Origin of the sequence: Luteimonas abyssi (genome assembly GCF_001482195.1) — a bacterium.
GTDB lineage: Bacteria > Pseudomonadota > Gammaproteobacteria > Xanthomonadales > Xanthomonadaceae > Luteimonas > Luteimonas abyssi.
On sequence record NZ_KQ759763.1, the window covers coordinates 3,528,717 to 3,547,675 of the forward strand.

Below are 18,959 nucleotides of genomic sequence, written 5' to 3' on the forward strand. Positions count from 1 at the left end.
CCGTGCGAGGGATTGGCGACAATGGCGGCCACCTGATCGTTTCCGCACCGCACGTCGCCGATGTCCAGCCGCCCTGCCCGCTCCCGCGCATCCGCCACGCCGTCGCTGCTCGACGCGAGCGTGCAGGTCGAGAGCTTCCGCCAGGTGCGCGAGGCGCATCGGTCGGAGCTGATCGAGGACTACGTCGAGCTGATCTCCGATCTGATCCAGCACGACGGCGAGGCCCGCCAGGTCGACATCGCCGAACGCCTGGGCGTGGCCCAGCCGACGGTCGCGAAAATGCTCAAGCGGCTGGCGCGCGAGGGCTACGTGGTGCAGCGGCGCTACCGCGGCGTGTTCCTGACCGAGGACGGCGAAGCGCTGGCAGCCGCCAGCCGCGAACGTCATCGCACGGTCGAGGCGTTCCTGCTCGCGCTGGGCGTGCCCGAGGACATCGCGCGTCGCGATTCGGAGGGCATCGAGCATCACGTCAGCCCGGAGACGCTGGCGATCTTCGCCGCGTTCACGGCGAAATCGGGCGGTTGATCGCGCAGCGCTCTCGCTTGCCGGGGTCACGGGCGTCCTGAGGGTGATCGACACGGCCGGCCTGCCCGGTCGGCCCTCCGCAATAGTTACTTTATAACATAACCCTTGGTGGTACCGCAGCATGTCCCGCTGTCGGGTCGACGGCCAATGGGATCCGGAAGCGTCTACCCCCTCAGTCCAGGGCGACCGGCGGCCGCGACGGGAGGCGTGGTGCTTGTCTGGCTTCGCATGCCCTCGACCTGCAGGGCCCTGCCGAAGCCCCGCCCGCGGCGGCGGCGATTTTGATCTCGCGAAGACCTGCCGGTCGCGACGGTGCTCCGCGAAAGAAGCGGACAGGCCCCCAGCGGACGGGCGGTCACAACGACACGTGCAGCCCCGGTAACGCGACCGGAGGCCACTTCACGCTCAGTCCTCGCCGTCGCCGTAGTACTGCACGCCGATGCGGATGCGGTCGCGGCCCTGCGCGCGGCGGTGGCGGTTGGTGTCGCGCAGCGAGTACACGCAGCCGCAGTACTCCTGCTGGTAGAAGCGCTCGCGCTTGCTGATGTCGATCATGCGCGCCGCACCGCCGCCCTTGCGCCAGTTGTAGTCCCAGTAGGCGAGGTCGTCGTAGGGTGCGACCGCACGCAGGCCGCAATCGTTGATCTGCGCCATGTTCTTCCAGCGCGAAATGCCCAGCGAGCTGGTCATGAAGCGGAAGCCGTGCTCGTGCGCGTACAGCGCCGTACGTTCGAACCGCATGTCGAAGCACATCGTGCAGCGGATGCCGCGCTCCGGTTCGTTCTCCATCCCCTTCGCGCGGGCGAACCAGCGGTCGGTGTCGTAGTCGGCATCGACGAACGGCACGCCGTGCGTCTGCGCGAAGCGGATGTTCTCGTCCTTGCGCAGCAGATACTCCTTCACCGGGTGGATATTGGGGTTGTAGAAGAACACCGTGTAGTCGATGCCGGCGTCGACGAAGGCTTCCATCAATTCGCCCGAACACGGCGCGCAGCACGAATGCAGCAACAGCCGGTCCTGCGACGGCGCGAAGCCTTCGGGTGGCGAAAGGGGCTGACGTGCGGGCGTGTTGGACATGGGATCCGGATGCAGGCGAGAAGACGTTCGGTGACACGGTCGCGGCGCCCCGATGGGACGCGCCGCAGACAGGACGGATCAGTCGCGACGTTGGCCGAGCGTCACCACGCTGGAGAAATCCAGACCGCCGTTGCCGGCCGCGCTGTTGAACGCGTAGAGATTTCGGGCGAGTTCGCCCAACGGCACCGGCGTGCCGGCCGCCATCGCGGCCTCGGCGGCCAGACCGAGATCCTTGAGCATCAGGTCGTTGCCGAACCCGCCGCTGTAGCCGCGCGAGGCCGGCGCCGCCTCCAGCACGCCCGGCCACGGGTTGCAGACCTCGGTCGCCCAGCTGCGGCTGGTGCTCACCGCCATCATCTGCGACAGCGCCTTCGGGTCCAGGCCGTGGGCGACGCCGAGCGCGAGCGCTTCGCCGGTCGCGGCCATGATCACGCCCAATGCCATGTTGTTGCACAGCTTGGCGACCTGGCCGGCACCGGCCTCGCCCATATGGAAGATGTTGCGGCCCATCGCCTCCAGCAGCGGCCGCGCCCGGTCGAGCGCTTCGACGCTGCCGCCGACGATGAAGGTCAGCGTGCCGGCCTGCGCACCCGCGGTGCCGCCGGACACCGGCGCGTCGATCATCCGCAGCCCGCGCGCGGCGGCGGCCTCGGCGACCTTGCGCGCGGCCGCCGGCGCGATGGTGCTGCAGTCGACGACCAGCGCACCTGACGGGATCCGTGCCAGCAGGCCGTCGTCGCCCAGGTACAACGCCTCGACGTGACGGCTGGCCGGCAGCATCGAGATCACGACCTCCGCACCGGCCACGGCGGCAGCGGCATCCGTGGCCGCACGCGCACCAGCCGCGACCGCCGCCGCGATCGCGGCCGGCACCAGGTCGAAGACGTGCACCTCGTGACCGGCCGTCGCGAGGTTGGCGGCCATCGGCCCGCCCATGTTGCCCAGTCCGATGAAGGCGATGCGGGTCATGCGGAGTCTCCGTGGAATGCGGTATGAGCGCGCGGTGGTGTCGCGATGGCAGGGCGATGCGGTGCCGGACGCGGGCGCCGACGGTCGCGAGTGCCCTCGTCGACCCCGCGTCCGCAAGCGCGCCGTCGGCGGTGCGCGCGCACGCGTCGGGTCGCGGGTTGCAGAGAAACGGCGCCGGCCGTCATGCCAGATCCGACAACGGATGCCGGCCCGCCGGCCACGCAGGCGCGGCGAAGAACGCCTGCGCCCACGCCGGCGTCGCCTCGTCCAGGGTCGCCGGCGTCCAGCGCGGCGTGCGGTCCTTGTCGATCAACAGCGCCCGGATGCCCTCGGCGAAGTCGCCATGCGCGGCGCAGTGCAGCGCGACGATGTATTCCAGGCGAAAGGTCTCGGCCAGGGACAGGCCGGCCGCACGACGCTGGAGTGCGTCGCCGAGCCGTGCCGAGCCCGGCGACCCCGCGGCCAGCGTCTTCTGCGCAGCCGCCACCCACGCGTCGTCGCCGGCGTCGAGCGCGCCGATGGCGGCCACGACATCTTCCAGCCGCTCGTGCGCACAGACCGCGGCGATCGCGCCCGCGTGCCGTTGCAGCGGCCCCGCCTCCGGCACGATGGCGTGACGCGCCAGCAGCGTGTCCAGACGCGCATGATCGGCCTGCGGGCCATCGCCCCAGGGCGCGTCCAGCAAGGCCGCGAAGACGTCGGCGCGAGCGGCCTCGGGAAGACACGCATCGGCCAGACCGGCGTGGATCGCATCGCCGGGGCCCAGCGGCGCTCCGGTCAGGGCGAGGAACAGGCCTGCGCGATCCGGCACGCGGCCGAGCAGCCAGCTGCCGCCGACATCGGGGAACAGGCCGACGGTGATCTCGGGAAACGCCAGCTTCGAACGCTCGGTCACCACGCGATGACGAGCGCCGGCCATCAACCCGATGCCGCCACCCATCACGATGCCGTGGCCCCAGCACAGCAGCGGCTTGGGATAGGTGTGAATGCGGTGGTCGAGCCGGTATTCCACCTCGAAGAATTCGGCCGCATAGGCGTTGCTGCGCACATCCGTGTCGCCCGCGTCGCGCCAGGCGCGCATGCTGCGGTACAGCGCCTGCAGATCGCCGCCGGCGCAGAAGGCCTTCTCGCCGGCCCCCTGCAGCACCACGACGGCGATCGCGGCATCGTCCGCCCAGCGACGCAATTGCGCGTCGAGCCGGTGCGCCATCTCGAGCGAAAGACCGTTGAGCGTCTTCGGGCTGTTGAGGGTGGCGACGCCGACGCGCCGGCCGCCCGCGGTCGCGTGCTCCTCGAACAGCACCACGGGCGGTGCGGTCACGTCGTTCATGCGTTCGTCCACGTGGGCGCGCGCTTGTCCAGGAAGGCGTTCACGCCTTCGGCCTGATCGGCGGTGTCGAACAAGTCCACGAACGCTTCGCGCTCGGCGATCAGGCCGGCCGTGGCCGGCTGGCTGCGTGTGGTTTGTACCAGCGTCTTGCAGACGGCGACACTGGTCGGGCTCTGCTTCGCGGCCCTGGCCGCCCACTCCAGCGCCCTGGCCTTCGCCTCGCCCCGGCCGACGACCTCTTCCACGGCGCCGATCCGCAATGCGGTCGCGGCATCGATGCGCTCGCCGAGCAGGATCAGGCGCTTGGCCCAGCCCTCACCGACCAGACGCGCAAGATTCTGGGTGCCGCCGGCGCAGGGCAGCAGACCGACGGTCGCCTCGGGCAACGCCAGCTGCGCGTGTTCCTCGGCGATGCGCAGATCGCAGGCCAGCGCGCATTCCAGCCCGCCGCCCATGGCGTAGCCGTTGATCGCGGCGATCGACACGCCCCGGAACGCCGACAGCGCTTCGAACGCCTCGCCGAAGCGTCGCGCCGCCTCGCGCGCCAGCGCCTTGTCGCCGGATGCGAACTGTTTGAGGTCGGCGCCGGCCGAGAAGAACTTCTCGCCTTCGCCGGTGACCACCAGTGCGTAGATGTCGCGGTCGGCGTTCAACGCGGCGACGAGATCGCGCAATGCCGCGAGGCTGTGCACGGTCCAGGTATTGGCCGGCGGGTTGGCCAGGGTGACGACGGCGGTGTGGCCGTCGATGTCGAGTCCGAGCCCGGTCCAGGTCCGGGTGCGGTAATCCGTGGCAGCGGCAGCGCTCATCGCAAATCCTCTTCGGTGTCGAGCAGGTGGCGCGCGACGATCACGCGCATGATTTCGTTGGTGCCTTCCAGGATCTGGTGCACGCGGCAGTCGCGCAGCAGGCGTTCGACCGGGTACTCGCGGATGTAGCCGTAGCCGCCGTGCAGCTGCAGCGCATCGTTGCAGATCGAGAAGCCGGCATCGGTGGCGAAACGCTTGGCCATCGCGCACCACACGGTGGCATCGGCGGTGCCGGCATCGAGCTTGCGCGCGGCGGTGTGCACCATCTGCCGGGCAGCGACCAGCTGCGTGGCCATGTCCGCGAGCTTGAACTGCAGCGCCTGGAACTCCGCCAGCCGCTTGCCGAACTGGCGGCGCTCGCCCATGTAGCGGCGCGCGGCGTCGAGTGCGCCCTGCGCGGCGCCGAGCGAGCACGCGGCGATGTTGAGCCGGCCGCCGTCGAGGCCCTTCATGGCGATCCGGAAGCCCTCGCCTTCCTCGCCGAGGCGATGATCGAGCGGGACCCGCACGCCTTCGAAGGTGATCCCACGGGTAGGCTGGCTGTTCCAGCCGAGCTTGTCTTCCTTGCGGCCGTAGACGATGCCGGCGGCATCGGCGGGCACGGCGAACGCGGTGATGCCGCGCGCACCCTCGCCGCCGGTCCGCGCCATCACCACCAGCATGTCGGTGGCGCCGGCACCGGAAATGAACGCCTTGCTGCCGTCGACGACGTACGCGTCGCCATCGCGGACCGCGCGCGTGGTCAGCGATGCGGCATCCGATCCCGCGCCCGGCTCGGTCAGGCAATACGAGGCCAGGCGCACACCGGCGGCCAGGTCCGGTCCCCACGCCGCCCGCAGCGCGGGCGTCCCGAAGCGGGTCAGCATCCACGTCGCCATGTTGTGGATGCTCACGAACGCGGCGGTGGACGGATCGACCGCGGCCAGTTCCTCGAACACGATCGTCGCATCCAGGCGACCCAGGCCGGTCCCGCCGGCGTCGGGATCGATGTACAGGCCGCAGAAGCCGAGCTCGCCGGCCTGGGCGATCGCCTCGCGCGGGAAGATCGCCTCCGCATCCCAGCGCGCGGCATGCGGCGCGAGTTCGGCCAGCGCGAAATCGCGCGCGGCCTCGCGGAAGGCGCGCTGCTCCTCGCTCGGTCCGCCATCGGCCGGGAACGCGTCGGCGGTCGGCGCGGTGGCCACGGCGGCGATCGCCCTCGCGTCGTCAGGAGAGCGCACGGCGTCCGCCGGCGGCCGGCCCGCCGCGTGAGCGCGCATGCCGGGGCCGCTCATCTGCGGCGCGCTCATTTGAGGGCGATCGTGGTGTTGACCCCATGCGCCGCGGTGTCGTCGTCGAACCAGCGCGCGGTGACCGTCTTGGTCTGGGTGTAGAAGGTCACCACCTGCTTGCCGTAAGGACCGAGATCGCCGAGCTTGGATGCGCGCGAGCCGGTGAACGAGAACAGCGGCACCGGCACCGGGATCGGCACGTTGATGCCGACCTGGCCGACATCGATCTCGTCCTGGAACCTGCGCGCGGCGGCGCCGGACTGGGTGAACACCGCGGTGCCGTTGCCGTTGGGATTGGCGTTGACCAGCGCGATGGCCTCGTCGAGCGTCTCCGCGGTCAGGATCACCAGCACCGGGCCGAAGATCTCCTCGTCGTAGATGCGCATGCCCGGGGTCACGCCGGAGAAGATGGTCGGGCCGACGAAGTTGCCGCGCTCGAAACCGTGCACCTCGGGGTTGCGCCCGTCGAGTTCGAGGGTGGCGCCCTGCGCCACGCCGGACGCGATCAGGGCCTCGATCCGCTCGCGCGCCGCGCAGGAGATCACCGGTCCGACATCGGTCCCGGCCTCGGTGCCGGCATTGACCTTGAGCGTCCTCGTCTTGGCGACGAGATCGGGGATCCAGCCGCGCGCCTCGCCCACCAGCACCACCGTCGAGGCCGCCATGCAGCGCTGGCCCGCGGCGCCGAACGCGGCGCCGACCATCGCGTCGAGGGTCTGCTCACGGTGGGCATCGGGCAGCACGACGGCATGGTTCTTCGCGCCCATCATGCATTGCACGCGCTTGCCCGCCAGCGAGGCGCGGTTGTAGACGTGAGTGCCGACCTTCGTCGAGCCGACGAACGACACCGCCTTGATGTCGGGGTGGTCGCAGATCGCGTTGACCACGTCCTCGCCGCCGTGGACGACGTTCAGCACCCCCTTCGGAACACCCGCCTCCAGCGCGAGCTCCACCAGGCGCATGGTGACCAGCGGGTCCTGCTCGGAAGGCTTGAGCACGAAGGTGTTGCCGGTGGCGATGGCCATCGGAAACATCCACAGCGGGATCATCGCCGGGAAGTTGAACGGGGTGATGCCGGCGCACACGCCCAGCGGCTGCAGCAGGGTGTAGGTGTCCACGCCGTTGGCGACGTTGTGGGCCATCTCGCCCAGCTGCAGGTTGCCGATCGCGGCTGCGTGTTCCACCACTTCCAGGCCGCGGAACACGTCGCCCTCTGCGTCGGGCAGGGTCTTGCCCTGCTCGGCGGTGAGGATCGCCGCAAGCTCGCCCATGTGCTCGCGGATCAGCTGCTGGTACTTCAGGAAGATCCGCGCACGCGCGCCGATCGGCGTCTTCTTCCACTGCGCGAAGGCGCGCTGCGCGGACGCCACCGCGGCTGCGACCTCGTCGGCGGTCGCGAAGGGGACGCGCGCCAGCACCGCCTGTGTGGCCGGATCGACGACATCGCGCCAGGTGTCGGTCCGGGACTCGACGAAGGCGCCGTCGATCAGCAGCTTCACCGTCGCGACCTCGGCCGCGACGCGGTTCATCTCGTTCATGGGGTCCTGTCTCCGTATCGCCCACCCGCGAAACAATGGGGTACGGCCGACAGGAGCAAGACGAAGCGGAGCGCCGGACACGGGCGTCGATTCAACTCGCCCGGTTGCCCACCGCAACACCCGAGGAGGACATCGCACGCGATGCCCGCTCCAGGCCGGTCTCCGGGCTCGCGAGCGATGCGGTTGCATCCCCCGACACCTTCCCGCGCATGCGCAGTGGTCTACCGTCGGGTGGTCTCGCCTACCGTTGCGGGGGCAGCGCCGGAATCGGACCGGCTTCCCGTTTCACCCTGCGCGACGCGATGCGGCGGCAGGACACCTGGGGCGCAGGCAGTGTAGGGGTCGTGCATGGCGCTGACATGCTGCAGCGCGCCATCGAGGGCGCTGCGTCGCCCGTTCGCGAGGCGCACCGGCCGCCGGTGCCCGTCGCCGCCACGGGCCGACCTGGGCCGGACCGTGGCGGCATGCGCGCTCCGGTCACGCCGCGTCGGCGGGCGCGGCCTGCGCGCGCAGCTTGCGGGCGGCCGACACCATGGCCTTCAACGCCGCGCGGGTCTCGGGCCAGGCGCGGGTCTTGAGGCCGCAGTCCGGATTCACCCACAGCTGATGGGCGGGGATCACCGCGCGCGCCTTGTCCAGCAGTTCGGCGATCTCGTCCTCGCCCGGCACGCGGGGCGAATGGATGTCGTAGACGCCCGGGCCGATGCCGTTGGGGTACTTGAACTTCACGAACGCATCCAGCAGTTCCATGCGCGAACGCGAGGTCTCGATCGAGATGGCATCGGCGTCCATGTCGGCCACCGCCTCGATGATGTCGTTGAACTCGGAGTAGCACATGTGGGTGTGGATCTGGGTGTCGTCGCGCACGCCGGACGCGCTGATGCGGAAGCTTTCCACCGCCCAGTCGAGATAGGTCTGCCAGTCCGCGCGTCGCAGCGGCAGGCCCTCGCGCAACGCGGGTTCGTCGATCTGGATGATGCGGATGCCGGCGGCTTCCAGGTCGGTCACCTCGTCGCGCAACGCGAACGCGATCTGGCGACAGGTCTGCGCCCGCGCCTGGTCGTCGCGCACGAACGACCACTGCAGGATCGTCACCGGGCCGGTCAGCATGCCCTTCATCGGTCGCGGCGTGAGCGATTGCGCGTACTGCGACCAGCGCACCGTCATCGGCGCAGGCCGGGCCACGTCGCCGTAGACGATGGGGGGCTTCACGCAGCGCGAGCCGTAGCTCTGCACCCAGCCGTTCTTGGTGAAGGCGAAACCGTCGAGCTGTTCGCCGAAGTACTCGACCATGTCGTTGCGTTCGAACTCGCCGTGCACCAGCACGTCGAGGCCGATCGCCTCCTGCGCGCGCACGCAGGCCTCGGTCTGCGCCGCGATGAAGGCGTCGTACTCGGCCTCGGCCAGCTTGCCGGACTTGAAGCGCGCACGCGCCTCGCGCACGTCCAGCGTCTGCGGGAACGAGCCGATCGTGGTGGTGGGAAACACCGGCAGTCCGAGGGTTTCCTGCTGCAGCGCCTGGCGGCGACTCCAGGGCGTGGGACGGCGCGCGGCGCCGGCATCCAGAGCGGCCACGCGCGCGGCCACCTCGGGCCGGTTCACGCGCGCCGATCGGCGGCGCGAATCCACCTGCCCGCGCACCTCGGCGAGGCCGGCCTCGGCGGCCTTCTCGTCGGCCAGGGCGTCGGCGATCAGGCGCAGTTCCTCGACCTTCTGCTTCGCGAACGACAGCCAGCCCCGCAGTTCGTCGTCGAGCGCCTTCTCGTGGAGGAGATCCACCGGCACGTGCAGCAGCGAGCAGGACGGAGCGAGCTGCAGGCGCTCGTCGCCGATGGCATCGCGCGCGTACTTCGCCACCACCAGCGCGGTGTCGGGATGCGTGCGCCAGATGTTGCGCCCGTCGATCAGCCCCGCCGAGAACACGCGCCCTTCCGGCAACGAGGCCAGCACGTCGTCGAGTTGCTCCGGAGCGCGCACCAGATCCACATGCAGGCCGTCGACGGGAAGCGACTGCGCCAGGGCGAGGTTGTCGCCGAGCGCGCCGAAGTAGGTGGCCAGCAGCAGCTTCGGACGCGGTGCGCCGGCCAGCGCCGCGTAGGCGCGCCGGTAGGCATCGCGCACGCGGTCGTCGAGGTCCAGCACCAGCGCCGGCTCGTCGATCTGCACCCATGCCGCGCCCGCCTCGGCCAGGCGTCCGAGCAGTTCGACGTAGACCGGCAGCAGCGCATCGAGCAGGTCGAAGCGGTCGCTGCCGTCGACGGTCTTGGACAGCCACAGCAGCGTCACCGGGCCGATCAGCACCGGGCGTGTCTCGATGCCCCCGGCCTTGGCTTCCAGGTACTCGCGCACCGGCTTGTCGTCGCGCAGCGCGAAGGTCTGGCCGGCCTGCAGCTCCGGCACCAGATAGTGATAGTTGGTGTCGAACCACTTGGTCATTTCCAGCGCGTGCAGGTCCAGCCCGTCGCGCTGATGCCCGCGCGCGAGGGCGAAGTAGCCGGCCAGCGGATCGGCGTCGGCCAGCGCGCGGTAGCGCGCGGGCACGGCATCGACACAGAAGGCCGCGTCCAGCACCTGGTCGTACAGGGAGAAGTCGTTCGACGGCGGCACGGCGACGCCGGCCTCGCGCTGCAGGCGCCAGTGACGCTGGCGCAGGTCGCGTGCGGTCTCGGCCAGGGCCTGGGCGGTGTCGCGCCCTTGCCAGTAGGCCTCGACCGCGCGTTTGAGTTCGCGCTTCGCGCCGATGCGGGGGAATCCGAGAGTGCTGACCGTTGCCATGTGTATCGTCCTCGATGCGTGGGGGCAGGAGGACGGACGGCCGGGCCCGGCGCACCGTGTCTGCGGTACGCGCATCGCGACGGCCGACTCCGCCTCCCTCGGGCGGATCGGGACTGTCGCGGACGTGCAGGGACGCGCCGCCAGCGCGATGCGCGGCGGACGGCCCCGGCGACCTCCCCGCGGAAGTCCCAGGTCGTACGGCCACGCACCGTTGCGCGCTGCGGCCGGCCGAGGCAGGTCTTCGGGCTCGTGGACATGGCGCATCGCGCGCCGCCTACTGTTCGTCGCTTCCCGGTCGCGTCGCGCGCTTCCAGTGCCGATGACGAAGGTCGTTTCCACCTACCGCTGCGGGGCAGCGCCGGCTTTGGCCGCTCCGCGAGGAGCGCGCCGCACCGGCTTCCCTTTTAATTTATCGCTCCATCTGGATGGAGAGATTAAACCTTGGCGGAGGCGACAATACCCCCGCCCAATTGCCGGCGTCAATGCCGCGATGCGCCCGGTTTCACCCGGGCGGGCGTCGCACACATGTGTCTTGAAAAAACCGACGCCGGCGCCACGCGCCAGTCGGCCTGAACCTCACGCCGTCCGGCCCGTCGCGACAGGCGGTGGCAGGTCACACCGTCGGCTCATCCCCCGGCGCGGCCTGCGGCGACCCGTCGTCAGCGTTGCGCTGCAGACGTTGCAGGAAGGGCAGCGATCGGCCGTTGCGCTCCAGTGCCCACAGCATCCGAAGCGAATCGGGACCGGCCGACGCCAGCAGTTCGCTGGAGGCCCGCTCCATCACCACCAGGGCGGCGCGGATGCGCGCAAGCTCGTCCCGTCCCTTCGCCGTCACGCGCACCAGGGTTCTGCGCCGGTCGGCGGGATCGGTGTGGGAGGTCACCAGCGACAGCCGACCCAGCTCCTTGATCCAGACGATCACCAAGGGATGCGACTGCCGCAGCAACCCCGACAGTTCGGTCACCGCCAACGGACCGTGCTCGTCGAGCGCCAGCAAGGTGGAGATGGTGCGCGGCGGCGCTTCGACGCCCACTGTCGGGTACCACTCGGCCGCTCCCTGGACCAGGTCGTCGGCAAGCCGCCGCAGCAGGTGCGCCAGGAACGCAGGGCCCTGCTGCTGGATGAAGTCCGTCATGGTCGCTGCGCTCCTGCGGGTTGACGCCTCGACAGCATAACGTCAATCTTTACGTAAATGTTGACCTATTGAGCCAATTCCATGTTCAAGCGTTCGCTCGCAATGGTGGCGATGCTGTTGGCGCTTCATACCCCGGCACGCGCGGGTGCGTCGGAGCTATCAGAGCCCGAAGCGCCGCCCTGCCACACCGGCAGCTACCGCATGGACGATGGCAGCCTGCTCGACCTCGGACCGGGCGCGCCTGGCGCATTGCGCTGGCGGCGTCCCGATGGCCGGACCGGTGCGCTCGTGCGGCAGGACGATGGCGTCTGGCTCAGCACCCTCGGATGGACCGATCGCCCGGACGGCCACCACCTGACCGTGACCGACTGCGAGCGGGGCGAGATCCGCTTCGACGACGTGCCGGGAGCACGACAGCCCCTGGTTCAGATCGACACGCGCTTCCAGGGCAGCGGCGTCGCCTTGAGTGGGCGCCTGACATTGCCGCCAGGCGACGCTGTCATTCCCATCGTGGTGCTCGTCCACGGTGCGGAGCGCACCTCGGCTCTGGCGACGTACTCGCTCCAGCGCGAACTGGCGAGCCAGGGCATCGGCGTCTTCGCATACGACAAGCGCGGCACCGGCGACTCGGAGGGCCGCTACACACAGAACTACCTGACCCTCGCCACCGATGCCATCCACGCGATGCGCGAGGCCCGGCGCCTCGCCGGCTCGCGGGCCGGGCGGATGGGCTACCAGGGCGGCAGCCAGGGCGGTTGGGTGGCGCCGCTGGCGGCGCGCATCGAACCCGTGGACTTCGTGATCGTCAGCTTCGGCCTCGCCGTGTCGCCGATCGAGGAGGACCGCGAGGCGATCGCCTTCGACCTCACACGCGCGGGTTTCGACGAGGACGCGCAGCGCGAGGCCCGCGAAATCGCCGACGCCACTGCCACCATCATCGCAAGCAACTTCACCGAAGGCTTCGACCGGCTCGATGCGTTGAAGGCGAAATACGCCAACGCGCCCTGGTTCCCGCACGTGCGCGGCAACTTCACCTCGTACCTGCTGTCCACGCCGGAGGCGACGGCGCGCCGCGACTTTCCGGCACTGCTCGAAGGCATACCCGCGCATTACGATCCGCTGCCGGTCCTGTCGAATCTCGACGTTCCGCAACTCTGGCTTTTCGGCGGCCAGGACCGCGAAGCCCCGCCGTTCGAAACCTTGCGCAGGCTGGACGTGCTGAAACAGGCGGGCCGCCCCATCGCCACGTTCGTGTTCGCGCATGCGGACCACGGCATGTACGCATTCGAGACCGATGCGCAGGGCGAACGCGTGTCCACCCGGCAACCCGCCGGGTATCTGCAGATGATGGTGGATTTCATCAAGCACGGCGGCCAGGACGCGGCCTCGGGCGAGCGCTGAGGTCACGGTGCGAGGCCCGTCGAGCGAGCGGTTGGAGGTGCCTCGTGTCGCTTGATTGCCCTCGTAGCGGCTCCGGCCACCTGTTAACTTCGCCCCACGCACACATGTGGAGACCGCAGGTGACCCTGCTGCAATGGATCGGCCTCGGCCTGGGCATCGGCATCGCCTACGGAGCGATCAGCGTCTGGTGGCGACGCCGCCGCGGCGACGAATGACGTGCCGCCCTGGGCGGTGGCCGCGGCCTACGGCTTGATGGCGGTGGCGGTGTGGTCGGGGGCGACGACGTGGGGCTTCAACCGTGCGGTACGCCGCACCGGGCGGGACCCGTGGCAGCTGCAGCCGCAGGAATGGACTCGCCATGCCGGCGTGCTGATGTGCATCGACCTGCTCGTACCGCTGATGGCGGTGGCCTTGTCGCGCGGTGTCTGGATGGCGGTGTCGGCGGCGGTCTACGTCGCCGCGTTGCTGGTGGCGTGGTGGACCGTGCGCCGATGGGGCCTGCGACTGGCCGCTGCCGTGGTCTGGATCGTTCCCGGTGGCGCGCTGGCCCTGCTGGCGGTGGCGGCACTGCCGTTCGACTGATCGGCCGCGTCGAACGCCTCATTCTTCGGCCAGCACGTCCTGGACGACCCACGCCTCGACGGCAGCGTCGTCGAAGATGTCGCCGTCGAAACGGATCGAGGGCACTTGCGGCGCGTTGTCGTCGCGGATGCGTCCGTCGCGGGTCATCGTCGCGATCATGGCGGTGGCCTGCCCGCTCGGCAGCGGAATCGGAACCGAGGTTCCCGAACGGTTGTCGACGAAGGTCGGCAGGCCGATCTGCTGCACGCCGGGGAACCGCTCGAGCTCGTCCACCAGGGCGATGCAGGCGCTGGCGCATGCGTAATCGGTGAGGACGTAGACCTGGGCACGCACCGGATTTTCCGGTGCCGCGCCGCGCGGCATGGAAGGCGGCGTCGCGTGGAACAGCGGATCGCCAGCGGCGATCGCCTGCGCCCTGCGCGCGTCGTCGGCGGCGGCATGACGTTCGAGCGGCGGATCCGACGGCGTGCCGTGATCGCCGTCTCGCGCTTTCATCTCCTGGAGAAGCTCGACGAAGGCCGGCGACAGGCGGTGCACGGCGCGGATATGCAGGCGTGCGGTGGCGTAATGATCGGCGTAGGCCTGCCCGTAGAGCCCGCGCAGATAGGCCATGAACCAGCTGTACGGCCCACCGCCGTTGCCGCGTACATCGAGGACGATGAAGCGCTTGTCCCGCAACGCCGGCGCCGCCGCGATCGCCGCATGGAACGCCTCGGCCTGCTGGGCATCGGCCGGCTGGAAGTAGCCGAGCGTCACCCAGGCGCCGTCGTCGCCGATGTGGCGCGTGTCGACGCCGGGCGTCCGCCCGCCCCGCCGGTTCTGGATGAGCGAGCCGAGCGTCTGCGACGACACTTCGGACCAGTCCAGTGCGATCCGCCTGCCGTCGATCGTGCAGTGCGCCGGCCGCGGCCGCAGCGGGTTGCCGCGATCGACGAACAGGCGCGGCGCCGCGTCGAAGCGGGTGCTCTCCAGCGTGTCGGGCAGGCCGATCTCGTACTGCGCGATGGTCGCGATCCAGGAAGCCACCGGCGTCCCGTCGCAGGCCGACACCTCGGCCCCGTCGGGCACCTCCGGCTGCTGCGATGCGGTGACGCGGTAGGTGCCGGTCGCACTGTCGAACCGAGCGAGAAACCCCGCCCAGTGCGGCGGCCTGGACGACGGAGACTCGAAGGTCACGCTCACGTGCGCGTCCTGGAAGGTCGCCGCCAGATGACGCAGCACGGCCTGGTAACCGGCCTCGTCGCGGACCCGTGGCAGCCCGGCCTCGACGGTCGCGAGCGTGTCGTCGAACCACGTGTGCCAGCCGTCCGGATCGGGATAGGCCGCATGGATGAAGTTCTCCCGCAGCGCGTCCGCGAATGCCGCGAGGTCGGTCTCGGTTCGCGCGCGCCACGCGTCGGCCGAGAGCGGCGCATCGGCGGCTTGCGGTGCAGCGGTCCCTTCGGTTTCCGCGGCGGCGCTGCCGGCGATCAGTGCCGACTGAAGGGCGAGGGTCGCCCACGCGATGGTGCGGACGAGGCCGCGCCGAGCGGGATGAGCCATGCCGTTTGATCCGTGCGGTTCTCGGCCTCGATCATCGCAGAGGGACGCGCAGGGATGTCGTGCGACCCCGAGGCGGCAGCGGCGTGTCGGCTGTCCGGTGCCCGGTCGCCGTGCGCCGACGCCGTCGGGGAACCCTCCGGGAGACGACTCGCCCGCGCGCGGGACCGCAAGCCGTCGCGTCCGGCTCAGGCCGCGTCCGACTCCGGATGCCGCACCTGGCCCTCGCCGCGCACCACCCAGCGTTCGATGGTCAGCGACTCCAGGCCCATCGGGCCGTAGGCGTGCAGGCGCGTGGTGGAGATGCCGATCTCCGCCCCCAGGCCGAGCGAACCGCCGTCGTTGAAGCGCGACGAGGCGTTGACCATCACCGCCGAACTGCGGATGCCGCGCACGAAGCGCTCGGCCGCGGTGTCGTCGGTGGTGCAGATGACGTCGGTGTGGTCGGAGGTGTGGCGCTGAATGTGGTCGATGGCGCCGTCGATCGAATCGACCACGCGCACCGCCAGGATCGGGGCGAGGTACTCGGCGTCGTAGTCGGCCTCGGTCGCCGGCGTCGCGGCCGGAAACAGCGCGCGGGTGCGTTCGCAGCCACGGATCTCGGCGCCGCGGTCGGCCAGCGCCTGCAGCGCGCCGGGCAACCACGCATCGGCGATGCCCGCATGCACCAGCAGCGTCTCCAGCGCGTTGCACACGCCGGGACGCGACAGCTTGCCGTCCACCGCCAGGCGGGTGGCCATCGCCGGATCGGCGGCGCCGTCCACGTACAGGTGGCAGACGCCCTTGTAGTGCTTGATCACCGGCACCCGCGCGTTCTCGGCCACGAAGCGGATCAGCCGTTCGCCGCCGCGCGGGATCGCCAGATCGACCAGGTCGGTGAGCTGCAGCAGTTCGAGCACGTGCTCGCGCGCGGTGTCCTCGACCAGGGCGACGGCCTCCACCGGCAGGTCGTAGGCGCGCAGCGCCTCGTGCAGGCGGGCGGCGATGGCGATGTTGCTGTCGCGCGCTTCCGAGCCGCCGCGCAGCAGCACGGCGTTGCCGGCGCGCAGGCACAGCGCGGCCGCATCGGCGGTCACGTTCGGGCGCGCTTCGTAGATCATCGCGATCAGGCCGAGCGGGATGCGCACCTTCTGCACCGTCATGCCGTTGGCGTGGGTGTCCTGGCGGGTGACCTGACCGACCGGGTCGGGCAGCGCGGCGACCTCGCGGATGGCCTGGACGATGCCGTCGACGCGGCCGTCGTCGAGCTTCAGGCGGTCGAGCATGGCGCCGGTGGTGCCGGCGGCTTCGGCGCGCTGCATGTCGCGCGCGTTGGCGGCGAGGATGTCGGCGCGGCCGGCATCGACCGCATCGGCCATGGCGGCGAGCAGGCCGGCGCGCTGGTCGGGATCGAGCGCGGCGATCGCGTGCGATGCGGCACGGGCGCGCTCGGCGAGGGGACGGATGTAACCGGACATGGGAACTCCTTCTTCTTGTTCGCGTATTCGTATCGGTGTCGTGTCGCTCGGGTGCGTGGGTGGCGCCGCTCAGTGGGCGTGCGCGGCACCCGGGTCGAGCAGGACGAGATCGTCGCGACGCACGACCGCACGGCCGTTGTGGAAACCGAGCACGTCCTCGATCTCCTGGCTGTGGCGGCCGGCGATGCGCTGGACGTCGCTGGCGTGATACTGCACCAGGCCGCGGCCGATGCGCTGGCCGTTGTCGCCGACCAGATCGACCACGGCGCGGCTGCTGAAATCGCCTTCCACGCCGATCACGCCTCCGGGCAGCAGCGAGGCGCCGCGCTCCGACAGTGCCCGGCAGGCACCGGCATCGATGCGCAGGCGGCCGCGGCAGGCCGGCTGGTGGCGCAGCCACAGCTTGCGCGCCAGCAGGCGCGGACCATGCGCCGGGATCAGGGTGCCGTGCAGGCGGTCGGCGGCCAGCGCCTGCAGCGCGCGCGGGTCGCGGCCGCAGAACAGCGCGGTGTCGATGCCGGCGGCGGCGGCCTTGCTGGCGGCCTCGAGCTTGGTCGCCATGCCGCCGGTGCCCAGCGCACCGGCACCGCCGGCGGTCATGCGCATGATCTCCGGCGTGATCGCCTCGACCCGCGGCAACGGTCGCGCGGCGGGATCGCGCACCGGGTGGCCGGTGTACAGGCCGTCGGTGTCGGTGGCGATGAACAGCACGTCGGCGTCGACCAGGGTGGCCACGGCGGCGGCGAGGTTGTCGTTGTCGCCGAGCTTCAGCTCGTCGATGGCGACGGTGTCGTTCTCGTTGACGATCGGCAGCGCGCCCGAGCGCAGCAGTTCCTGCAGCGTGGCCTGGGCGTTGAGATACCGCCGGCGGTTGCGCATGTCGTCGTGGCTGAGCAGGACCTGGGCGACCGGCTGGTCGACCAGGCCCTGCCACAACGCCAGCATCGGGGTCTGCCCCAGCGAAGCCAGCGCCTGGCGCTGGACCAGGCCGCTCTTGCGGCGCGCCATCAGACCGCGGCCCGCAGCGACCGCGCCCGACGACACCAGCAGGACCTCGCGGCCCTGGGCGCGGAAGGTCGAGATGAGGTCGGCGAGGGCCGCGGCATTGTGCTGGCCGAGGTTGCCGCGACCATCGGTCAGCAGGCTGCTGCCGACCTTGATGACGGCGCGGCGCCAGCCGGGCAACGGCTGTACGGGGAACGGATGCGGTTGTTCGGCGAGATCGGACGGGGCGGGGGTGACAGGCATGAAACGGGTTTCCTCCTTCGTTCCGCGGTGGAGACTGGGCACGCGAAGACATGCGGACGCGGGCCGACGGGCGACCCTGAATTCGCGGGGGCGTACTCGATTGATCGGGAGAGATCGCAAGCACAGTGCGGCGCGAGAGAAAGCTCGATCGCGCGCCTGGTTGTCGGGGGTCTTGCCGTCGCTTCAGAAAGCGGAAACGCGGTGGACGTGCAGGACCCGAAGGCCGTTCACTTTAACAGAACGTCGACGGGAACCCAAATCGCCGGCCAGAATCGACGCGACAGTAGCCGTCCTGATCGCCGACATTCGCAGGCGATCGCCACCACAGCGGTGCTGCGATGCAACGCAATTTCCAGCACCCTCACACGGCGCTCACAGCGCGTCGCGCCGCGCTCTCAGCCCGGTCCGGCGCCAGCCCTGGAGCCCGCTCAGAGGGGTTCGGCGACCTCGATGCCGGCAGCGGCCAGCGCCGCCCGCGTCGGTGCGTCGCCATCCGGGGTGACCGGACGCGTCAACGCCCACAGGAAGCGCACGCGAAAGCCCGCCGCCGCCGCGTCCTGGGCCGTCCACAGCACGCAGTAATCGCGTGCCAGGCCGCAGACGTGGATCTCTTCGATCCCGCGCGCGCGCAGCCAGCCGGCCAGCCCGGTATCGGGCCGTGCGCCGCCGGGGCCGTGGTTTTCCCGGAAACCGCTGTAGGAATCCACCTCAAGGTCGGTGCCTTTGCGCAGGATCATGTCCGCCGGCGCCCAGTCGATGCGCGGATCCAGCGCGGCACCCGCGCTGCCCTGGATGCAGTGATCGGGCCACAGCACCTGCGGCTGCCCGTGCAGGGCGATGGTCTCGAACGGCGCATGCCCGGCATGGCTGGACGCGAACGAGGCGTGTCCGGCCGGATGCCAGTCCTGGGTGGCGGCGACGGTGCGATAGCGACGCGCGGCCAGCAGGCTGGCGATCGGCGCGACCACCGCATCACCTTCGTGGCAGGCCAGCGCGCCGCCGGGCATGAAGTCGGGCTGGACGTCGACGACGATCAGGGCGGTACGGTCGGTCATGGCGATGCGACGGCGGGTGGGCGAGACCGCAGTCTAGAGCGGGCCGACAACGGCGGCTCCACCAGGGCACCGCCGCCCTCACCCCCTGCCCCTCTCCCGCACGCGGGAGAGGGGTTCCCAACATGCCCTGACCGGTCTCCTTCTCCCGCCTGCGGGAGAAGGTGCCCCGAAGGGGCGGATGAGGGCGCTCTGCCGCCACCCCCCCCCCCCCCCCCCCCCCCCCCCCCCCCAACGGGGGGGCCCCCCCC

General features: G+C 70.7%; 15 protein-coding genes and 2 riboswitches. Of the genes, 3 read left to right on the forward strand and 12 right to left on the reverse strand.

What is annotated here, in order from left to right; all coding sequences use genetic code 11:
* Positions 1-60 precede the first annotated feature (60 nt).
* Positions 61-525, forward strand: coding sequence for a manganese-binding transcriptional regulator MntR (gene mntR / locus RG19_RS15200; RefSeq protein ID WP_058836010.1), 465 nt, complete (start codon positions 61-63; stop codon positions 523-525).
* Between the two features lie 405 nt (positions 526-930).
* Here mntR and RG19_RS15205 read toward each other — a convergent pair whose 3' ends face one another.
* The 8 genes from RG19_RS15205 to RG19_RS15240 form a co-directional block, all read right to left on the reverse strand.
* The gene (locus tag RG19_RS15205; protein ID WP_082672712.1) at positions 931-1,602 is read right to left on the reverse strand and encodes an epoxyqueuosine reductase QueH; all 672 of its coding nucleotides are present in this window, start codon (positions 1,600-1,602) and stop codon (positions 931-933) included.
* Between the two features lie 78 nt (positions 1,603-1,680).
* Entirely contained in the window at positions 1,681-2,571 is an 891-nt protein-coding gene (gene mmsB / locus RG19_RS15210) for a 3-hydroxyisobutyrate dehydrogenase (RefSeq protein ID WP_058836011.1), read from the reverse strand.
* A gap of 181 nt (positions 2,572-2,752) precedes the next feature.
* On the reverse strand, positions 2,753-3,901 hold the full coding sequence (locus RG19_RS15215) for an enoyl-CoA hydratase/isomerase family protein (protein WP_058836666.1): 1,149 nt from the start codon (positions 3,899-3,901) through the stop codon (positions 2,753-2,755).
* A complete protein-coding gene (locus tag RG19_RS15220; protein ID WP_058836012.1) occupies positions 3,898-4,710 on the reverse strand; it encodes an enoyl-CoA hydratase in 813 nt (270 codons plus the stop codon). Before RG19_RS15220 ends, RG19_RS15215 begins: the two co-directional genes overlap by 4 nt.
* Positions 4,707-5,999, reverse strand: coding sequence for an acyl-CoA dehydrogenase family protein (locus RG19_RS15225; protein ID WP_238376660.1), 1,293 nt, complete (start codon positions 5,997-5,999; stop codon positions 4,707-4,709). Before RG19_RS15225 ends, RG19_RS15220 begins: the two co-directional genes overlap by 4 nt.
* The gene (locus tag RG19_RS15230; protein ID WP_058836668.1) at positions 5,996-7,510 is read right to left on the reverse strand and encodes a CoA-acylating methylmalonate-semialdehyde dehydrogenase; all 1,515 of its coding nucleotides are present in this window, start codon (positions 7,508-7,510) and stop codon (positions 5,996-5,998) included. The genes RG19_RS15225 and RG19_RS15230 overlap by 4 nt, the downstream gene beginning before the upstream one ends.
* Positions 7,511-7,655: 145 nt before the next feature.
* Positions 7,656-7,857: riboswitch (cobalamin riboswitch) on the reverse strand.
* Between the two features lie 139 nt (positions 7,858-7,996).
* The gene (gene metE, locus RG19_RS15235; protein ID WP_058836013.1) at positions 7,997-10,294 is read right to left on the reverse strand and encodes a 5-methyltetrahydropteroyltriglutamate--homocysteine S-methyltransferase; all 2,298 of its coding nucleotides are present in this window, start codon (positions 10,292-10,294) and stop codon (positions 7,997-7,999) included.
* 215 nt (positions 10,295-10,509) lie between these two features.
* Positions 10,510-10,753, reverse strand: a riboswitch (cobalamin riboswitch).
* A gap of 154 nt (positions 10,754-10,907) precedes the next feature.
* A complete protein-coding gene (locus tag RG19_RS15240) occupies positions 10,908-11,429 on the reverse strand; it encodes a MarR family winged helix-turn-helix transcriptional regulator (RefSeq protein WP_058836014.1) in 522 nt (173 codons plus the stop codon).
* Positions 11,430-11,510: 81 nt separating this feature from the next.
* On the opposite strand from RG19_RS15240, the gene RG19_RS15245 reads away from it, so the two are divergent.
* Together RG19_RS15245 and RG19_RS15250 are read left to right on the forward strand one after the other, a co-directional pair.
* Complete coding sequence (locus RG19_RS15245) at positions 11,511-12,830, forward strand: alpha/beta hydrolase family protein (protein ID WP_238376661.1); 1,320 nt, start codon at positions 11,511-11,513, stop codon at positions 12,828-12,830.
* A gap of 216 nt (positions 12,831-13,046) precedes the next feature.
* On the forward strand, positions 13,047-13,412 hold the full coding sequence (locus tag RG19_RS15250) for a hypothetical protein (RefSeq protein WP_058836015.1): 366 nt from the start codon (positions 13,047-13,049) through the stop codon (positions 13,410-13,412).
* Between the two features lie 18 nt (positions 13,413-13,430).
* On the opposite strand, the gene RG19_RS15255 is transcribed toward RG19_RS15250, so the two are convergent.
* The 4 genes from RG19_RS15255 to RG19_RS15270 form a co-directional block, all read right to left on the reverse strand.
* Positions 13,431-14,954, reverse strand: coding sequence for a hypothetical protein (locus RG19_RS15255; protein ID WP_058836016.1), 1,524 nt, complete (start codon positions 14,952-14,954; stop codon positions 13,431-13,433).
* A 185-nt stretch (positions 14,955-15,139) separates the two neighbouring features.
* A complete protein-coding gene (locus RG19_RS15260; RefSeq protein WP_058836017.1) occupies positions 15,140-16,408 on the reverse strand; it encodes a glutamate-5-semialdehyde dehydrogenase in 1,269 nt (422 codons plus the stop codon).
* 69 nt (positions 16,409-16,477) lie between these two features.
* Positions 16,478-17,656, reverse strand: a complete 1,179-nt coding sequence (gene proB, locus RG19_RS15265; RefSeq protein ID WP_058836018.1) for a glutamate 5-kinase — start codon at positions 17,654-17,656, stop codon at positions 16,478-16,480.
* A 428-nt stretch (positions 17,657-18,084) separates the two neighbouring features.
* Positions 18,085-18,711 carry a nicotinamidase gene (locus tag RG19_RS15270; protein ID WP_058836019.1) on the reverse strand — a complete coding sequence of 209 codons (627 nt, stop codon included), beginning with the start codon at positions 18,709-18,711 and terminating at the stop codon, positions 18,085-18,087.
* Positions 18,712-18,959: the final 248 nt, after the last annotated feature.